The following is a 16,114-nucleotide window of genomic DNA, read 5'->3' as shown; positions in this document are numbered from 1 at the left end:
CTATCGTTAAATCCACTTTCTTAATCTTCTATCCTGTGAGCGCTGGACATCGGTCTGGCGCCTTCTCTCTTTTTCGACCTCCAAGAGGCGTTTTTTAGCTGCTCAGGGCTGACCGTCAAACCGATGTATCGCCTGACGCAGGAAATCCACAACTCGCCGGGCTTCAGGGCGCAGTGCCGTTAGCCGCAGGTTTACCACGCCGACATCCATCCATGTCATACAATCGTCGACTGTGCGCCGCATAACACGAAGCCCTTCAAGCGACCAGGGACGCCAGACCAGGTCCGAAAGAATGGTAACGCCTTTACCTTGCGACACAAAAGTACGAATGGCCTCAAAGGAGTTGGTACGGTAATGAATATCCGGTTGCCCGCCGCGCTGCCGCCAGACATCAAGGATCACGGTGGGATAATCATCAGTCTCAAGCAGTAGAAACGGCACCTTCGCAATATCAGACAGCCGCAGCACCGGTTGGCTAAGTAAAGGATGGCCAACAGGCGCCCACAGGCGACGCAGCGAGCGCAGAAAAGTGTCGATACTCAGGTCATCATCGTGGCGAATATTTGATGTCAACACCAGGCAAAAATCGACCTCCTGCTGGCGCAAAGCCGTCATCAGCGCCTGGGATGAGCCTTCCTGAAAGTGGAGCGCCAGCAACGGAAAACGGCGTTCCAGCTCGCTATAAATACCGGGCAGCAGATAAGCGGATAGCGTTTCGGCGATGCCCACCCGCACGCAGCCGGTGGTCATTTCCGGCTGGTTGTGCAAGTCGTTAATCGCGGCTTCGCTATCGGCGATGATTTTGCGCGCATGAACCAGAAAACGTTCCCCATCAACGGTCAGCGCAATGCCCTTTGGATGACGAACAAAGAGTTGCGTATGCATAATCGTTTCCAGATTACGCATCGCGACCGTCATTGATGACTGAGAGATATGGCAGCGTCCGGCCGCTTTTGAGATTTGCAACGTTTCGGCCAGGGCGATATAGAATTCCAGCTGTCTTAGGGTGAACTTCATCGTTTCAAACCATACACCTGAATGAAAACTTTATATTAGCACTGGCCTGTTTGTCAGCAGTAACCTCAATGGCGTAGGCTTAAGGGACATCAAGGAGGTGGTATGCCTTATCTTTTGCTCGCCCTGGCTGCGTGTTTCTGGGGAGGAAATTATGTCATTGGTCGTCTGCTGGTATCGCAAGTTGACCCTATTGTACTCTCGGCGCTGCGCTGGTGGGTTACCGCTATCCTGCTGATGATTCTCTATTTCCGTCAGGTTCAACAACAGTGGTCAGCGATAAAACAGGCGAAAGGCATTGTCTTCTTTTTGGCGCTGTGCGGCCAGGTGTTATTTCCGCTGACGCTCTATATTGGCCTGCAATATACTTCATCATTGAATGCGGCGATTTATTTATCGACAACCCCGGCAATGGTGTTACTGATTAACCGCTTTATCTTTCATGAACGTATTTCGACGGGAAATATCGCTGGCGTAATATTAAGCACCTGCGGCGTAATCTGGCTTATTTTGCAAGGGAATGTGACGAACGGGGCGATTTTGCACCATCTGAACCAGGGCGATCTCTGGACTATGGGCTCGGCGATGAGTTGGGCGGCCTACTGTGCTTTTTTACGACTGAAACCGAAAGCTGTAGCCGGCAACGGTTTTGTCGCCGTTTGCGCCAGCGTGGGGGCAATAATGCTGCTGCCGGTACTGACGGTAAATATGCTACAGGCTGCCAAACTGGATTTGGCCCCTTATTTAACGCTAAATTTTCTACTCGGGCTGGCTTATCTGGTGATTTTCCCTTCCTGGCTCTCTTATTTACTGTGGAATAAAGGTATTGCGGCGATCGGCGCCACCCGCGGGGAAGTATTTTCACACCTTATTCCCCTTAGCGGCGGCCTGTTCAGTATTCTTTTTCTGCACTCACCGCTCTATATGTATCATCTGATCAGCGGGCTGGCGATTGTCTGCGGTATTGCTCTGTGCTCGCGTTCGCGCCGCGAAATTGTATCGCAGGCCCCATGAGTGGGGGGCATGGTCTTTAGTCGGCAAACACGGCAAATGGCCGTGATGCAAGCCGGGCTGGCCTGACGTCATCGCTCCCCCGGAAAATATCGGGGGAGCGGCGCTACTATTTTTTAGTGGTCGGGGCGGTGGTCGCTTTCATAATATAAGGTTGCAGCAGTTTTGCCACGGCTTCAAATACGGGGACCACCACCGAATTGCCAAACTGGCGGTAGGCCTGAGTATCTGAAACAGGAATACGAAATGGCTTGCCATCTGGTTGCTCAAATCCCATCAGTCTGGCGCATTCACGAGGCGTCAGCCTTCTTGGCCTTTTTTTCTGGTTCTCTGGATGAGAAAAATCGATTTCACCGAGTGCTCTATCCCATCCTCTGTCAATAAGAATTTCTGAACCATCTTTATGATAGCGAGCGGATAAGGTCCTGGCGATACTGCTTTCATTATTGGGATCAACCAGACTGAAACCAAACCCATTACCTTTGGCGGCATGCTTTTTGGCATAGTTATAGAGATATCCCCATAACTTAGGGCTCAGAATATATTTATCGTCAACGGCAGGTTCCAGAAGTTGACCAAATGTTGGTCTTTTTTCAGGATAGAATTTATGGATATTCTGTAATGTGAACCCCTGATGGATATTAAGATCCCGGCGGAATCCCACCAGAATAATACGTTCACGATGCTGGGGTAGAAAATGTTTCCCATCAATGATTTTAGGATCGTCTTTTCCCATGATACTGGCGTCTGAAACTTCATAGCCTAATTCATCAAGGGTATCCATAATCACGTTGAACGTTTTACCCTTATCATGGCTCTTAAGGTTTTTAACGTTTTCCAGCACAAAAATGGCTGGCTGCTTAGCCTTAATTATTCGGGCGACATCGAAAAAGAGCGTTCCTTGTGCTTCACATTCGAATCCATGTGCGCGACCGAGCGAGTTTTTCTTACTCACCCCGGCGAGGCTGAATGGCTGGCAGGGAAAACCAGCCAGCAGAACATCATGATCCGGGATCTGTTGATCAATATGAGCATAAGCGCTCTCTTCGGAGATGCCGTTTTCGCCGCTCAGCGTAACTTCCCGAATATCCAGATTGAAAGTGTGTGCGTCTTCATCATTGTACCAGTTCGCTTTATAGGTACGTACAGCTTCTTTATTCCATTCGCTGGTAAAAACGCATTGCCCGCCGATAGCTTCGAATCCTTTACGGATACCACCAATACCGGCAAACAGGTCAATAAAGCGAAAAGCATAGTCAGGATGATGTGCGGGTTTTTCCGGCAGCATTTTCCGTAACAGAGTCTCTTCAGCGATGGTGAGCGATTTTGGTTCACACTTGCCATTTACCCAGCGGTTAAGCGTTTCGCGACTCCAGTCATTTTTGCCGACTTTTCTCAGTCGCTCTGCGACATACTTTTGTCCATAAATCTCAAGTACTCGATCAATCAATTTTCTGTCGTGTGCCTGTTGTCGTTTTTCTTCAGCTTTTGTTTTTTCGAGCAGTTCCTGAGCAAATAAATCGAATTCAGACATAATTCCTCCCTGGGTTTTATGGGTGAAAATATATCACTCATTTGACCCAGATTAAATGACTCATATCTGGATATTTAATCAGTATAGGGAGGTAAGAATCGCACTCGTTATGATTGTCTGGCCGACTTTATGAGTCGGAAGATGCGTCCTCCGTCGGCAGACACTGCAAATGACCGTGGCGCACGCCGCGTTGCGCGATAACGTCATCGGCGAAATGCTGAATATCGCCCATGTCGCCTTTCAGAACGGCAATTTCCAGACAGTCGTCGTGATTGATGTGGACGTGCAGGGTAGCGACGGATAAATCGTGATGATGATGCTGGGTGGAGACTAAGCGGCTGGCTAAATCCCGCTTCTCATGTTCATAAACATAGGAGAGCACCGCAAACCCCTGAGCGCCGTGATCCTGGATGGTTTCCTGAGCCAGCGCACCGCGCAGGATATCGCGAATAGCTTCGGAGCGGTTATGGTAACCACGGCGCTGGCTCAGGCTATCCAGCGTTGCCAGTAAATCGTCATCGAGGGTGATCGTAATACGTTGCATCTGTTTATACCTTAGCGCGGCTATGAGGGTGTATCGCTGCAGGAAATGCAGGAAGTACCGCATTTTGTAACATGCGCCCGGCATGGGAAGAAAACGTTAATTTGTCACCTACGGTTTGCGTCTCGACGATACGCCCCGCGTCCATCACCATTACCCGCTGGCAAAAGCGTTCTACCAGGCGTAAATCATGAGTGATAAACAGGCAGGCGGTGCCAAACTGCTGTTGCAGTTTTTTGAGCAGGCGGATCACGCCAGCCTGTAGCACTAAATCCAGGCTGGACACAGCTTCATCCAGGATCAGCAGTTTAGGTTCTACCGCCAGCGCCCGCGCCAGGCAGACGCGCTGGAGTTGCCCGCCGCTCAGCTGCGGTGGGCGTTCGTCGAGCACGCCGCTGTCGAGATCCACGGCTTTAAGCATTTCGCGGGCCCGCGCGATTTGTTCTGCTTTGGTCAGCGACAGCAGATGGCGCATAGGCTCGCGTAAAATATCCTCGACAGTTTTACGCGGGTTTAGCGCGCTGATGGCATCCTGAAACACCATCTGAATATCCCGGCGAAACGCCTTTTGCTTTGTGCGATTCAGTCGGGAAAGGGGTTCGCCGCGCCAGCAGATGCTGCCCTGGCTGGGGGATTCCAGGCCGACGAGCAGCCGTGCCAGCGTACTTTTTCCGCAGCCGCTGCGTCCCAGCAGGGCAACGGTTTCACCACTTTTCAGCGCTAAAGAGACATCCTGTAGCACGTTTACACCTGTATATTGATGGCTAATCGCCGATACGCTCAGTAATGTCATAAGGCCAGCTCCAGACCGTAGAGGGCGAGATGCGCGGCCACCAGATTACGGGTGACGCTGTGCTGCGGGGCGCTGAAGATCGCGCTGACGCTTCCCTGTTCCACGATACGGCCGTTATCCATCACCGCGACATCGTCAGCCAGTCGTGCGACCACGCCCATATCGTGCGTCACCAACAGCATCCCCGGCGCGCGGTTTTGCATAATGCTTGCCAGCAGGTCAAGAATGCGCGCCTGGGCGACCGCGTCCAGATCGGTCGTCGGCTCATCGGCGATGATAAACGGCGCGTCGCACAATAGCGCCATGGCAATCATCATCCGTTGCAGCATACCGCCGCTCATCTCGAACGGGTACAGCTTCAGCACCCGCTGCGCGTTCTCCAGACCCACGGCTTCCAGCGCCGCGCGAAGCGTGGCGTCGTCGGCGGGTTTATCCAGCGCCAGGCAGGTCTCCCGGGCATGAGACATCATGGTGTGCAGCGGATTAAAGGCGCTACGCGGGTTTTGCATGATAGTGGCAACGTTGATACCCCGCAGTTCACAGGGCGCAACCGGCCTGCCATCGGCGAGGATTCTCCCTGCGGTTTGCCGTACCCCAGCGGGCAGAATACCCAGGGCCGCCGCGCAGGTCAGTGATTTACCGCTGCCGCTGCCGCCCACCAGCGCCAGCACCCGTCCACGCTTAAGCGATAACGAGACACCGTGTACCAGCGGCTGCCGGGCCTGTAACACAATATTTTGTAATTCAATCTGTTGCGGCATCAGTGGGCATGCTCCGTGATCAGATGAGGATCGAGGCGATCGCGCAGGGCGTCACCCACCATGTTGAAGGCCATCACGGTGATAAATAGCGCCAGACCCGGCCAGAACATCTGCAACGGTTGGGTCCAGATGTACTGGCGGGCGTCGTTAATCATGACGCCCCATTCAGCGGTTGGTGCGGTCACGCCGAGGCCGAGGAACGACATGCCGGCGACGTGTAGCATCATATGACCAATATCCAGCGTCGCCAGCACCAGCAGCGACGGGATCGCCGCGCTGGCCAGATGATCGATAAACACCCGGATATGCCCTGCACCGGCAAGCCGGGAGGCGAGGACGAATTCACGCTGGCGCAGGGAGATCACCAGACTTCTCACCATTCGCGCATACCACGCCCAATGCGACAGAGCGATAGCGATAATGACATTGGTGAGGCCAGTTCCCAGTACGCCAACCATAAAGAAAGAGAGAATGGAGGTCGGGAAGGTCATAAACATATCCGCGACGCGCATGGCCGCCTGATCGATGCGGCCGCCGATAAGCCCCGCGCTGCCGCCGATGACCAATCCGAGGGCAAGCACCAGCAGCAGGCAGGCCATCACGGAACCGAGCGAGACGCGGGTCGCAGCCAGTAAACGCGAGAAAATATCTCGTCCCAGATGGTCAGTGCCCAGCCAGTGCTGGCCGTCAGGCGCCAGCAAACGCGAAGGTAAATCAATCGCCTGCGGATCATAGGGGAGCCACCACTGGCAGGTGAACGCAATCACTGCCAACAGAACGATGATGATTAACGACAGGCGAACAGGCCAACGTGAAGAGAGAAAAAAGTTCACGAGTGCGCTCCTTCATAACGGCGAATACGCGGATCCAGCGCGGCGTTCAGCAGGTCAACCATCAGGTTACAGACCACAAACACGATGACCATTATTAGCGTAAAGCACTGAATGACCGGATAGTCGCGGTTAAATATCGCCGAGACGGCATAGCGACCCACGCCGGGCCAGGCAAAGATATTCTCAATGATCATCGTGCCGCCAATCAGTTCACCGATATGCATCCCGACGGCGGTGATCAGTGGCAGAGAGGCGTTACGCAGAATATGACGACGCTCCGTTTGCTTCTCGCTCAGACCGCGCAGTCGCGCCCAGGTCACATGACGCTGCCCGGCCACCTCCAGCATGCTGGCGCGCAGCAGGCGAGCGTTAATGGCCAGTGACATAAACGCAATCGACATCGCAGGCAGAATAATATGTTGCCAGCCGCCATAGCCCATAGCAGGCAGCCATTGCAGGTAAACCGAGAAGAACATCACCAGCAGAAAGGCGAGCCAGAAGTTAGGCATCGACACGCCGAGGAAGGCAATAAAACGCACGGCGAAATCCGGCAGGCGATCGCGGTGTCTCGCCGCCCAGATGCCGAGCGGCACGGAGGTGAGCAGGATTAATACCAGCGCCGCGCCTGCCAGCTGTAGCGTGGCGGGCAGGAAGTTAAGCATGTCGTCCAGTACCGGACGTTGAGTCGCGAACGAGATGCCAAAATCCAGATGCAGCGCCTTCCATAGCCAGGTGCCGTACTGTACGACAAGCGGTTGATTCAGCCCCAGCATCACGCGGGTGGAGGCCACCATCTCTGGCGTCGGCGGCAGGTTAGATAAACGTAAATAGTCGAGTGCCGGATCGCCGGTTCCCAGACGCAGCATCAGGAAAATAATCACCGAAGCGGCGAAAACCATCGGCACCAGCAGCGCAATGCGCCGCAACGCATAGCGCAACATCAGGGGTTCACCGGTTTAATCTGTTCGAACGGAATTTCAGAAGCAATCGGCGCATAAGGGATCGCGCCGAGCTTCGGCCTGGAGACCACCATCATTGAGACATAGCTGATGGGGAGATAGACCGCGTCGTTGTGCAGCCGCGTCAGAATGTCGCGGTACAGCGCCTGACGCTGCGTTTTGTCGGTGGTTTCCAGCACTTCGCCAATCTCTTTATCAATAATGGGCTTATCGGCTAAACCCTGCTGGGCCTGGAAGTCGGCGTGCGACGGTACGCGCATTGAACTCATAAAGGCGTGCGGATCGTATGGCGCGCCCCAGGTACGGTTGAAAATCATACCAAAGCGACCATCGCGCTGGCGGGCGTAAATGCTGCTCTCTTCCTCGCCGACCAGCGTCACGTCCACGCCAATCTGGCGCATATCGGCCTGGATAATTTCCGCCATTGATTTACTCAGCGCGTCGGTGCCAATAAACGACAGCTCAATGCGTAACGGCTGGCCATTTTTTTCACGGATCGCTTTACCGTCAGGCTGTATCCAGCCTGCTTTTTCCAGCAAGGCCTTTGCCTGCTGCGGATCGTACTCGCGTGGCTTCAGGCCAATATTGGCGTAAGGAACGGTGGGCGCAAACAGCGTATCGGCAACCTGCTGAGTGCCGTAGAGGACATTATCAATCAGCGACTTTTTGTTTACCGCATGGTTCAGCGCTTCGCGCACCAATAGTTCACTGGTTGGCGGCTTCGCGGAGTTCAGCGCCAGCATCACCGTCTCTATTGGTTGGGAAAGCTGGGTACGGTATGCCGGATTGTGACTGAAGCGCGCGAAGGTATCGAGCGGCAGCAGCCCCTCATTGCCGTACAGCAGATCGATGTCGCCGGTCTCAAAGGCCACCGCGCGGGTGGTGGGATCCGGGATCACGTTGACGGTAATTTTTTGAATCTGCGGCTTTTCACCCCAGTAGCGATCGTTACGTACCAGCACATCGTACTGGTTGAGTTTTGATTCTTTTAACACCCATGGACCGGTGCCAATCGGCGCTTTAATGCCGTGCATGGTCTCATTATCTTTAAACTGCGACGGGGCGATAAAGCGGAATGGACGCGGCAGCGCCAGTTCCTGCAAAAACGGGTAGTAGGCGCTTTTCAGGGTGATTTGCAGTTGGTTTTTGTCGAGCGCTTTAACATCTACGATCTGATTGACCAGCTCCAGCCAGGCGTGGCGCTGGCGGTTATCCAGCACCACGCGGAAGTTCTCCGCCGCGGCACGGGCGTCGAACGCTTCGCCGTTGGAGAATTTAACATCATCGCGCAGGGTAAAGATCCAGGTTTTGCCGTCCGTCGAGTGGCGCCAGCTTTTGGCCAGCCAGGGTTTTACCGAACCATCCGCCTGATACTTCACCAGCGGTTCATAAACCATACTCTGGGCGAACATCTGGTTGGGCGTATAAAGATGCGGATTGAGCGGCCCCACATTAACCGGCCATGCGGTGGTGATTTCATCGGACGCAGCGTGGGCCAGCAAAGGCACACAGGCGAACAGCGCCAGCAGAGTAGTACGGATGATAGACAAGGCTTTTTCTCAGCGACAGGAAAGTATGACGATTTTAATGATTTATCATATTTCCGGCGTAAGCTGGATCAATATATAGCCTGAAAGTATAAGAAAATAGTATATACCCGTCATACTTCAGGTCGCCTGCGTGCTGGTCATCCTTCTGCATATTCCCTGGCCCTGCGCCTGTGCTGCCAGCGCAAGCGCTGTTTAAAACCATTCTGCAGCGTAAATGATTTTGCGTATTCTTTCGCAGCCCGTAGATTCATCAAGACGCTCTGAACAACGCCAGCAGGGTGGCCACCTGTTCATCAATAGGCGTTAAATCACGTTTGACAATCAGATGCAGCGGTGTTGCCCGCCGTGCGCCGTGGCCCAGCGGCAGTACCTTCAGAATTCCTTGTTTAAGTTGCGGGCGAATACGCTCTTCCGGTAGCCAGCCGAAACCAACCTGATACAGCACCGCATCAATGGCGGCATCGATGGTGGAAAATGTCCAGGCGTCACGGGGGGCCTGCCGATCGTTGCTACGATCGGTAATGCGTACCAGCGGCCAGAGGGCCAGCGTGTTATCGTCCAGCGGCCCATCGAATGCGGCTAGCGGATGATCGCGATGAGCGACGGCGACAAAATCAATGTTCATCAACCATTCACCGCGACCGGTAATATCCTGGCGGCGGGTCAGGACCATCACATCGGCCTCGGTGCGGGCCGGATGCTCCTGCTCAACATTTTCCAGGACTTCAGTCAGCCTGACCTGGGTTTGCGGATAGCGTTGTTGAAACTGACGCAGAATAGCGAACAGCCGTTCGCGAGGAAAAATACTGTCAACGACCAGATCCAGCCGGGTTCGCGCACCGTCGCGTAGTGTGGCGGCATGCGTTTCAACATAAGCGAAGGCCTGTAATAATGGCTTAACCTGGGTGAGCAACTGCTCACCCGCCGGGGTCAGCACCGCACGGCGGCCCGATGGCGTGAGAAGCGGAACGCCCAGACGCGCCTGCAATAGCGCGAGATTATAGCTGACCGATGACTGGCTGCGGTGGGTCTCTTCCGCCGCTTTCGCAAAGCTACCCAGCTCGACAACTTTTTCCAGTAGCGTCCATTGTTCAAGGGTGGTCTTATGCATAACTCATCTAAAAAGTGGTTTAATTTAATTCAAACATAGCGTTATTTATTCATTTTTTAAAGCAGTATGCTGGTTCTCACCCAATAGAGGAGAACAGATTATGCGTACTTTCGATAAACATGACCTGAGTGGATTTATCGGTAAACATCTGGTTTATACCTACGATAATGGCTGGAACTACGAGATTTACGTTAAAAACGGCACAACGCTGGATTACCGTATTCATAGCGGTATCGTGGCTAACCGTTGGGTGAAAGATCAGCAGGCCTGGATTGTTCGCGTCGGTGAAAGCATCTATAAAATTTCCTGGACCGAGCCGACGGGTACCGATGTGAGCCTGATCGTTAACCTTGGCGACAAACTGTTCCATGGCACCATTTTTTTCCCACGCTGGGTGATCAATAACCCGGAAAAAACCGTCTGCTTCCAGAACGATCATATTCCCCTGATGGTCTCTTACCGTGAAGCGGGTCCGGCTTACCCGACAGAAGTTATTGATGAGTTTGCGACTATTACCTTTGTTCGTGATTGCGGTGAAGATAATAACGAGGTGATTAATTGCCCGGCTAACGAATTACCGGATAACTTTCCTGGCAATCTGTAATAATTTCGAAATATTTTTCAGCTAACACCGGAACGTTTATATTTAGTAAGCAACGTTTAAAAGTGGATTTATTAGAGTCTGGTTTAATATCTGTTTACTTTCCGCCAATACGTTTCTGTCGGTTTTTCATCCGACAGAAACGTTCCTGCTTCTGAAATACCGCCAGAAAAATCTCTATTTCATTGATTTTTAATATTAATGAAATTTCTCCCTCGTCAATATTCATGTCTTAATCTTATTTTAAGAAAACCAGGCTAAATTTAAGGATATCTGAATGTCCGGCAAAAAATGTATCAGTAAACTGATTTTGATTTCATTTTCATTTTGTTTAAGTCAGCTGGCGCAGGATATTTGCTGGAATTCCCTATTTCCTTTGAATTATTTACAGAACAGGAAAATGATGAGCGACTTTTTGCCGTTTTCGCGCCCGTCGATGGGCGACGCAGAGCTGGCTGCGCTGCGTGAAGTTTTGCAATCGGGCTGGATCACCACTGGACCGAAAAATTATGCGCTGGAAGAGGCGTTTTGCACGTTAACCGGCAACCGTCACGCTATCGCCGTCAGTTCGGCGACCGGCGGCATGCACGTCACGCTCATGGCGCTGGGTATCGGGGCGGGCGATGAAGTGATTACTCCTTCACAAACCTGGGTCTCGACGCTGAATATGATCTGCCTGCTGGGGGCGACGCCGGTGATGATCGATGTCGATCCCGATACCCTGATGATCACGCCAGAGGCGGTTGCGGCGGCGATCACGCCGCGAACCAAAGCGATTATTCCCGTGCATTATGCGGGCGCACCGGCGGATATTGATGCGATTCGCGCGATTGGTGAACGTCACGCTATTCCGGTGATTGAAGATGCCGCCCACGCGGCGGGAGCGTATTACAAGGGCCGCCATGTCGGCTGGCGAGGCACCGCAATCTTCTCATTCCACGCCATCAAAAATATGACCTGCGCCGAGGGCGGCCTGGTGGTGACCGATGATGACGAACTGGCTGCGCGCATCCGTAGCCTGAAGTTCCACGGACTCGGCGTAGACACCTGGGATCGACAGACTCAGGGCCGCGCCCCGCAGGCGGAGGTCATCACGCCGGGCTTTAAATACAATCTTGCTGATATCAATGCGGCGCTGGCGCTGGTGCAACTGGAGAAGCTTGCCCATGCTAACCAGCGTCGCGGCGAAATTGCCCAACGCTATCTGGACGAACTGGCGGATACGCCGTTCAGGCCGCTCACGGCGCCATCATGGGCCCATCAACACGCCTGGCATCTGTTTATTATCCGCGTCGATGAAACCGCCTGCGGCATCAGCCGCGATGTCCTGATGGAAAAATTGAAAACCATGGGGATTGGCACCGGTCTGCACTTCCGCGCGGCGCACACGCAAAAGTATTACCGCGAGCGTTTCCCCGATGTTTCATTGCCGCATACGGAATGGAACAGCGCGCGTATTTGTTCTCTTCCGTTGTTCCCGGACATGACCGATGACGATGTCACTCGGGTGATTTCCGCGCTACGCCAGCTGTCAGGATGTTGATATGTTTAGCTATCCTCCCGTGAAAAAAGTGTCGATCGTTATTCCGGTTTATAACGAACAGGAGAGCCTGCCGGCACTTATCCACCGTACCGACACCGCCTGTGCGACGCTCGGACGTCAATATGAAATTCTGCTGGTCGATGACGGCAGTAGCGATGATTCGGCACGGATACTGACCGAAGCCGCTGAGGCTGAAGGTAGCCACGTGGTGGCGGTGCTGCTGAATCGCAACTACGGCCAGCATTCGGCGATTATGGCCGGTTTTAGTCATGTCACCGGCGACCTGATTATTACCCTTGATGCCGACCTGCAAAATCCGCCGGAAGAGATCCCGCGGCTGGTGGAGAAGGCCGATGAGGGTTATGACGTGGTGGGTACCGTACGTCAGAACCGTCAGGATACCTGGTTTCGTCGAAGCGCCTCGAAGATGATCAATCGCCTGATTCAGCGCACCACCGGAAAAGCGATGGGCGATTACGGCTGCATGCTGCGCGCCTATCGTCGCCATATTATCGACGCGATGCTCAACTGCCATGAACGCAGTACCTTTATCCCGATTCTGGCGAACACCTTTGCCCGCCGTGCGGTGGAAATCCCGGTGATCCACGCCGAGCGCGAATTCGGCGATTCCAAATACAGCTTTATGCGCCTGATTAACCTGATGTATGACCTGGTGACCTGCCTGACCACCACGCCGTTGCGTCTGCTGAGTCTCTTCGGCAGCGTCATTGCGCTGTTGGGCTTCGCCTTTGCTCTTCTGCTGGTGGTGCTGCGCCTGATGTTGGGGCCGCAGTGGGCGGCAGAAGGGGTGTTTATGCTGTTCGCGGTGCTGTTCATGTTTATCGGCGCCCAGTTTGTGGGTATGGGGCTGCTCGGCGAGTATATCGGTCGTATTTATAACGATGTTCGTGCTCGCCCCCGCTATTTTATTCAACGTGTTGTTCGCCAGCCGGAAACGGCATCTCAAGAGGAAGATCGTTCATGAAAGCCGTAGTCTTCGCTTATCACGATATGGGTTGTGCAGGTATTCAGTCTCTGTTGGATGCCGGGTATGACATCGTCGCTATCTTTACCCATCCGGATAATCCTGGCGAAAACCCTTTCTTTGGCTCCGTGGCGCGTCTCGCCGCTGAGCAGGGCATTCCGGTATGGGCGCCGGATGATGTGAATCACCCGCTGTGGATCGAACGTATCCGCGAAATGAAGCCGGATGTGTTGTTCTCGTTCTACTACCGCAACCTGCTATGCAATGACATTCTCGATCTCGCGCCGCAGGGCGCGTTCAACCTCCACGGTTCGCTGTTGCCGAAATACCGTGGTCGTGCGCCGCTGAACTGGGTGCTGGTGAATGGCGAAAGCGAAACCGGCGTGACGCTGCACCGTATGATTGGCCGCGCAGATGCCGGGAATATCGTGGCGCAGAAAAAGGTGGCTATTGGCGCGGATGATGTGGCGCTGACGCTGCATCGCAAACTCTGTGCCGCGGCGGCGGATCTCCTGGGCAAGGCGCTACCGGCAATCCGCGAAGGCAAAACCGAAGAGCGTGTGCAGGATGAGCGTCAGGCGACGTACGTCGGGCGCCGTACGCCGGAAGATGGCCGTCTTGACTGGCAGCAATCCGCCCAGACGTTGCATAACCTGGTGCGCGCGGTTTCCGATCCGTGGCCGGGGGCGTTCGGCTATGCCGGGGCGAACAAATTTATCGTCTGGAAGTCCCGTGTGCGCCACGATCTGGCTGCAGCTAAACCGGGCACGGTGATCTCCGTTGCGCCGCTGATCGTCGCGTGTCTGGACGGGGCGCTGGAAATCGTCACCGGGCAGACCGGGCGTGGCGTCTATATGCAAGGTAGGCAACTGGCGCAGGCGCTGGGACTTGTGGCTGGCGCGGTGCTGAGCAGTAAACCTGTCGTGGCGATTAAGCGCCGTACCCGCGTGCTGATCCTCGGGGTGAACGGGTTTATCGGTAATCACCTGACCGAGCGCCTGCTCGCCGACGACAACTATGAGATTTACGGTCTGGATATTGGCTCTGACGCTATCGGCCGCTTTCTTGCTAATCCGCGTTTCCACTTTGTTGAAGGGGATATCAGCATCCACTCGGAGTGGATTGAGTATCACATTAAGAAGTGTGATGTGGTGCTGCCGCTGGTGGCGATTGCCACGCCGATCGAGTACACCCGTAACCCGCTGCGCGTGTTTGAGCTGGATTTCGAAGAGAACCTGAAAATTATCCGCGACTGCGTGAAATACGATAAACGCATTATCTTCCCGTCGACCTCTGAAGTGTACGGTATGTGTACCGATAACAACTTCGATGAGGATACTTCCAGTCTGGTGGTCGGGCCGATCAATAAACAGCGCTGGATCTACTCGGTCTCCAAGCAACTGCTGGACCGCGTGATCTGGGCATATGGCGATAAAACGGGCCTGAAGTTTACTCTGTTCCGCCCGTTCAACTGGATGGGGCCGCGTCTCGATAACCTCAACGCCGCGCGTATTGGCAGTTCTCGCGCCATCACCCAACTGATCCTGAATCTGGTGGAGGGTTCACCGATTAAATTGATTGAGGGCGGGAAGCAGAAGCGCTGCTTTACTGATATCAGCGACGGTATCGAAGCGCTGTTCCGGATTATCGAGAATAAAGACGGGCGTTGCGACGGGCAGATTATCAATATCGGCAATCCGGATAACGAAGCCAGCATCAAAGAACTGGCGGAAATGTTGCTGGCCTGTTTTGAACGCCATCCGTTGCGCGACCGTTTCCCGCCGTTCGCCGGTTTTCGCGAAGTGGAAAGTAGCGATTACTACGGTAAAGGTTATCAGGACGTCGAGCATCGTAAGCCGAGTATTAACAACGCTAAGCGCTGCCTGAACTGGGTACCGACGGTGGCAATGGAAGAGACCGTTGAGCGTACCCTCGACTTTTTCCTGCGTACGGTTGAACTGACGGACGACGGTAAATGATGAAACAGGTCGGCTTACGCATTGATGTTGATACCTTTCGCGGTACGCGGGACGGGGTCCCGCGTCTGCTGACACTGTTGGGTCGGCACGGGATTCAGGCGAGCTTCTTTTTTAGCGTTGGGCCAGACAATATGGGGCGTCATTTATGGCGCCTGGTAAAACCGAAGTTTCTATGGAAGATGCTGCGCTCGAAGGCTGCTTCGCTGTATGGCTGGGATATTTTACTGGCCGGAACCGCCTGGCCGGGGCGGAGGATCGGCGCGGGGAATGAAGAGATTATCCGCGCCGCCGCACAGGCGCATGAAGTTGGCCTGCATGCCTGGGATCACTACAGCTGGCAGACGTGGAGCGGTATCTGGCCGCCGGAACGGCTGACGCTGGAGGTGGATCGCGGGCTGCTGGAGCTGGAGCGGATTATTGGTCGCCCGGTAACCTGTTCCGCCGTCGCTGGTTGGCGAGCCGATCAGCGGGTGATCGAGGCTAAAGAAACGTTCGATTTTCTCTATAACAGCGACTGTCGGGGAAGGGCCCCATTTTTGCCGCAACTCGGCAGCGGCATGCCGGGAACCGTGCAGATCCCGGTGACCTTACCCACCTGGGATGAAGCGGTGGGTCGTGTGGTGGATAACGCAGGTTTCAACCGTTACCTGTTGGATTGCGTTCATCGCGATACCGGGACGCCTGTTTATACCATTCACGCAGAAGTTGAAGGGATTGCCTGTGCCGAACAGTTCGATGAACTGTTGACCATGGCCGCACAGGAAGAGATCCGGTTTTGCCCGTTAAGCCAGTTGTTGCCTGCCGATTTGCGCACGCTGCCACAGGGTAAGGTGGTGCGTGGTGAACTGGCTGGCCGGGAAGGCTGGCTTGGATGTGAACAATGACTGAATTCGGTTATT

15 protein-coding genes are annotated in these 16,114 nt (G+C 54.2%); 6 read left to right on the top strand and 9 right to left on the bottom strand.

Annotated features, from left to right (window positions below):
* Window positions 1-102 precede the first annotated feature (102 nt).
* Window positions 103-1,017: a LysR family transcriptional regulator gene (locus tag FN037_RS21430; RefSeq protein ID WP_138359432.1), complete on the bottom strand. Its 915-nt coding sequence runs from the start codon at window positions 1,015-1,017 to the stop codon at window positions 103-105.
* 102 nt (window positions 1,018-1,119) lie between these two features.
* Between FN037_RS21430 and FN037_RS21425 the strand changes: the two genes are divergently transcribed.
* Window positions 1,120-2,028 carry a DMT family transporter gene (locus tag FN037_RS21425; RefSeq protein ID WP_142503121.1) on the top strand — a complete coding sequence of 303 codons (909 nt, stop codon included), beginning with the start codon at window positions 1,120-1,122 and terminating at the stop codon, window positions 2,026-2,028.
* Between the two features lie 106 nt (window positions 2,029-2,134).
* Here the strand turns inward: FN037_RS21425 and FN037_RS21420 are convergent, their stop codons facing one another.
* The 8 genes from FN037_RS21420 to FN037_RS21385 form a co-directional block, all read right to left on the bottom strand.
* The gene (locus FN037_RS21420; RefSeq protein WP_142503120.1) at window positions 2,135-3,559 is read right to left on the bottom strand and encodes a DNA cytosine methyltransferase; all 1,425 of its coding nucleotides are present in this window, start codon (window positions 3,557-3,559) and stop codon (window positions 2,135-2,137) included.
* Window positions 3,560-3,686: 127 nt separating this feature from the next.
* Window positions 3,687-4,103: a nickel-responsive transcriptional regulator NikR gene (gene nikR, locus FN037_RS21415; protein WP_138359426.1), complete on the bottom strand. Its 417-nt coding sequence runs from the start codon at window positions 4,101-4,103 to the stop codon at window positions 3,687-3,689.
* A gap of 4 nt (window positions 4,104-4,107) precedes the next feature.
* Complete coding sequence (gene nikE / locus FN037_RS21410; RefSeq protein ID WP_142503119.1) at window positions 4,108-4,893, bottom strand: nickel import ATP-binding protein NikE; 786 nt, start codon at window positions 4,891-4,893, stop codon at window positions 4,108-4,110.
* Window positions 4,890-5,654 (bottom strand): nickel import ATP-binding protein NikD, encoded by a 765-nt coding sequence (gene nikD, locus FN037_RS21405; RefSeq protein ID WP_142503118.1) that lies wholly within the window; start codon window positions 5,652-5,654, stop codon window positions 4,890-4,892. The genes nikE and nikD overlap by 4 nt, the downstream gene beginning before the upstream one ends.
* On the bottom strand, window positions 5,654-6,487 hold the full coding sequence (gene nikC, locus FN037_RS21400) for a nickel ABC transporter permease subunit NikC (protein WP_138359420.1): 834 nt from the start codon (window positions 6,485-6,487) through the stop codon (window positions 5,654-5,656). The genes nikD and nikC overlap by 1 nt, the downstream gene beginning before the upstream one ends.
* Entirely contained in the window at window positions 6,484-7,428 is a 945-nt protein-coding gene (nikB, locus tag FN037_RS21395) for a nickel ABC transporter permease subunit NikB (protein ID WP_138359418.1), read from the bottom strand. Before nikB ends, nikC begins: the two co-directional genes overlap by 4 nt.
* Entirely contained in the window at window positions 7,428-8,996 is a 1,569-nt protein-coding gene (nikA, locus tag FN037_RS21390) for a nickel ABC transporter substrate-binding protein (RefSeq protein WP_142503117.1), read from the bottom strand. Before nikA ends, nikB begins: the two co-directional genes overlap by 1 nt.
* Before the next feature lie 250 nt (window positions 8,997-9,246).
* Window positions 9,247-10,107, bottom strand: a complete 861-nt coding sequence (locus FN037_RS21385) for a LysR family transcriptional regulator (protein ID WP_142503116.1) — start codon at window positions 10,105-10,107, stop codon at window positions 9,247-9,249.
* Between the two features lie 97 nt (window positions 10,108-10,204).
* On the opposite strand from FN037_RS21385, the gene FN037_RS21380 reads away from it, so the two are divergent.
* The 5 genes from FN037_RS21380 (at window position 10,205) to arnD (ending at window position 16,099) form a co-directional block, all read left to right on the top strand.
* Complete coding sequence (locus FN037_RS21380) at window positions 10,205-10,711, top strand: phenolic acid decarboxylase (protein ID WP_171034819.1); 507 nt, start codon at window positions 10,205-10,207, stop codon at window positions 10,709-10,711.
* Between the two features lie 400 nt (window positions 10,712-11,111).
* Window positions 11,112-12,251, top strand: coding sequence for a UDP-4-amino-4-deoxy-L-arabinose aminotransferase (gene arnB, locus FN037_RS21375; protein WP_138359688.1), 1,140 nt, complete (start codon window positions 11,112-11,114; stop codon window positions 12,249-12,251).
* A gap of 1 nt (window position 12,252) precedes the next feature.
* The gene (gene arnC / locus FN037_RS21370) at window positions 12,253-13,236 is read left to right on the top strand and encodes an undecaprenyl-phosphate 4-deoxy-4-formamido-L-arabinose transferase (protein ID WP_138359410.1); all 984 of its coding nucleotides are present in this window, start codon (window positions 12,253-12,255) and stop codon (window positions 13,234-13,236) included.
* Window positions 13,233-15,215: a bifunctional UDP-4-amino-4-deoxy-L-arabinose formyltransferase/UDP-glucuronic acid oxidase ArnA gene (gene arnA / locus FN037_RS21365; protein WP_142503115.1), complete on the top strand. Its 1,983-nt coding sequence runs from the start codon at window positions 13,233-13,235 to the stop codon at window positions 15,213-15,215. The genes arnC and arnA overlap by 4 nt, the downstream gene beginning before the upstream one ends.
* Window positions 15,215-16,099 carry a 4-deoxy-4-formamido-L-arabinose-phosphoundecaprenol deformylase gene (gene arnD / locus FN037_RS21360; protein ID WP_138359686.1) on the top strand — a complete coding sequence of 295 codons (885 nt, stop codon included), beginning with the start codon at window positions 15,215-15,217 and terminating at the stop codon, window positions 16,097-16,099. Before arnA ends, arnD begins: the two co-directional genes overlap by 1 nt.
* The last annotated feature ends 15 nt before the right edge of the window (window positions 16,100-16,114 follow it).

The sequence above is a fragment of the Klebsiella sp. 2680 genome (assembly GCF_900198535.1).
In the GTDB taxonomy this organism is placed as follows: Bacteria; Pseudomonadota; Gammaproteobacteria; order Enterobacterales; family Enterobacteriaceae; genus Klebsiella; species Klebsiella indica.
This window is presented reverse-complemented; position numbering and strand designations above follow the sequence as displayed.

Coding starts and splice junctions, on each gene's coding strand:
- FN037_RS21430 (WP_138359432.1), bottom strand. CDS start 1,017: ATGAAGTTCACCCTAAGACAGCTGGAATTCTATATCGCCCTGGCCGAA.
- FN037_RS21425 (WP_142503121.1), top strand. CDS start 1,120: ATGCCTTATCTTTTGCTCGCCCTGGCTGCGTGTTTCTGGGGAGGAAAT.
- FN037_RS21420 (WP_142503120.1), bottom strand. CDS start 3,559: ATGTCTGAATTCGATTTATTTGCTCAGGAACTGCTCGAAAAAACAAAA.
- nikR (WP_138359426.1), bottom strand. CDS start 4,103: ATGCAACGTATTACGATCACCCTCGATGACGATTTACTGGCAACGCTG.
- nikE (WP_142503119.1), bottom strand. CDS start 4,893: ATGACATTACTGAGCGTATCGGCGATTAGCCATCAATATACAGGTGTA.
- nikD (WP_142503118.1), bottom strand. CDS start 5,654: ATGCCGCAACAGATTGAATTACAAAATATTGTGTTACAGGCCCGGCAG.
- nikB (WP_138359418.1), bottom strand. CDS start 7,428: ATGTTGCGCTATGCGTTGCGGCGCATTGCGCTGCTGGTGCCGATGGTT.
- FN037_RS21385 (WP_142503116.1), bottom strand. CDS start 10,107: ATGCATAAGACCACCCTTGAACAATGGACGCTACTGGAAAAAGTTGTC.
- arnB (WP_138359688.1), top strand. CDS start 11,112: ATGAGCGACTTTTTGCCGTTTTCGCGCCCGTCGATGGGCGACGCAGAG.
- arnC (WP_138359410.1), top strand. CDS start 12,253: ATGTTTAGCTATCCTCCCGTGAAAAAAGTGTCGATCGTTATTCCGGTT.
- arnA (WP_142503115.1), top strand. CDS start 13,233: ATGAAAGCCGTAGTCTTCGCTTATCACGATATGGGTTGTGCAGGTATT.
- arnD (WP_138359686.1), top strand. CDS start 15,215: ATGAAACAGGTCGGCTTACGCATTGATGTTGATACCTTTCGCGGTACG.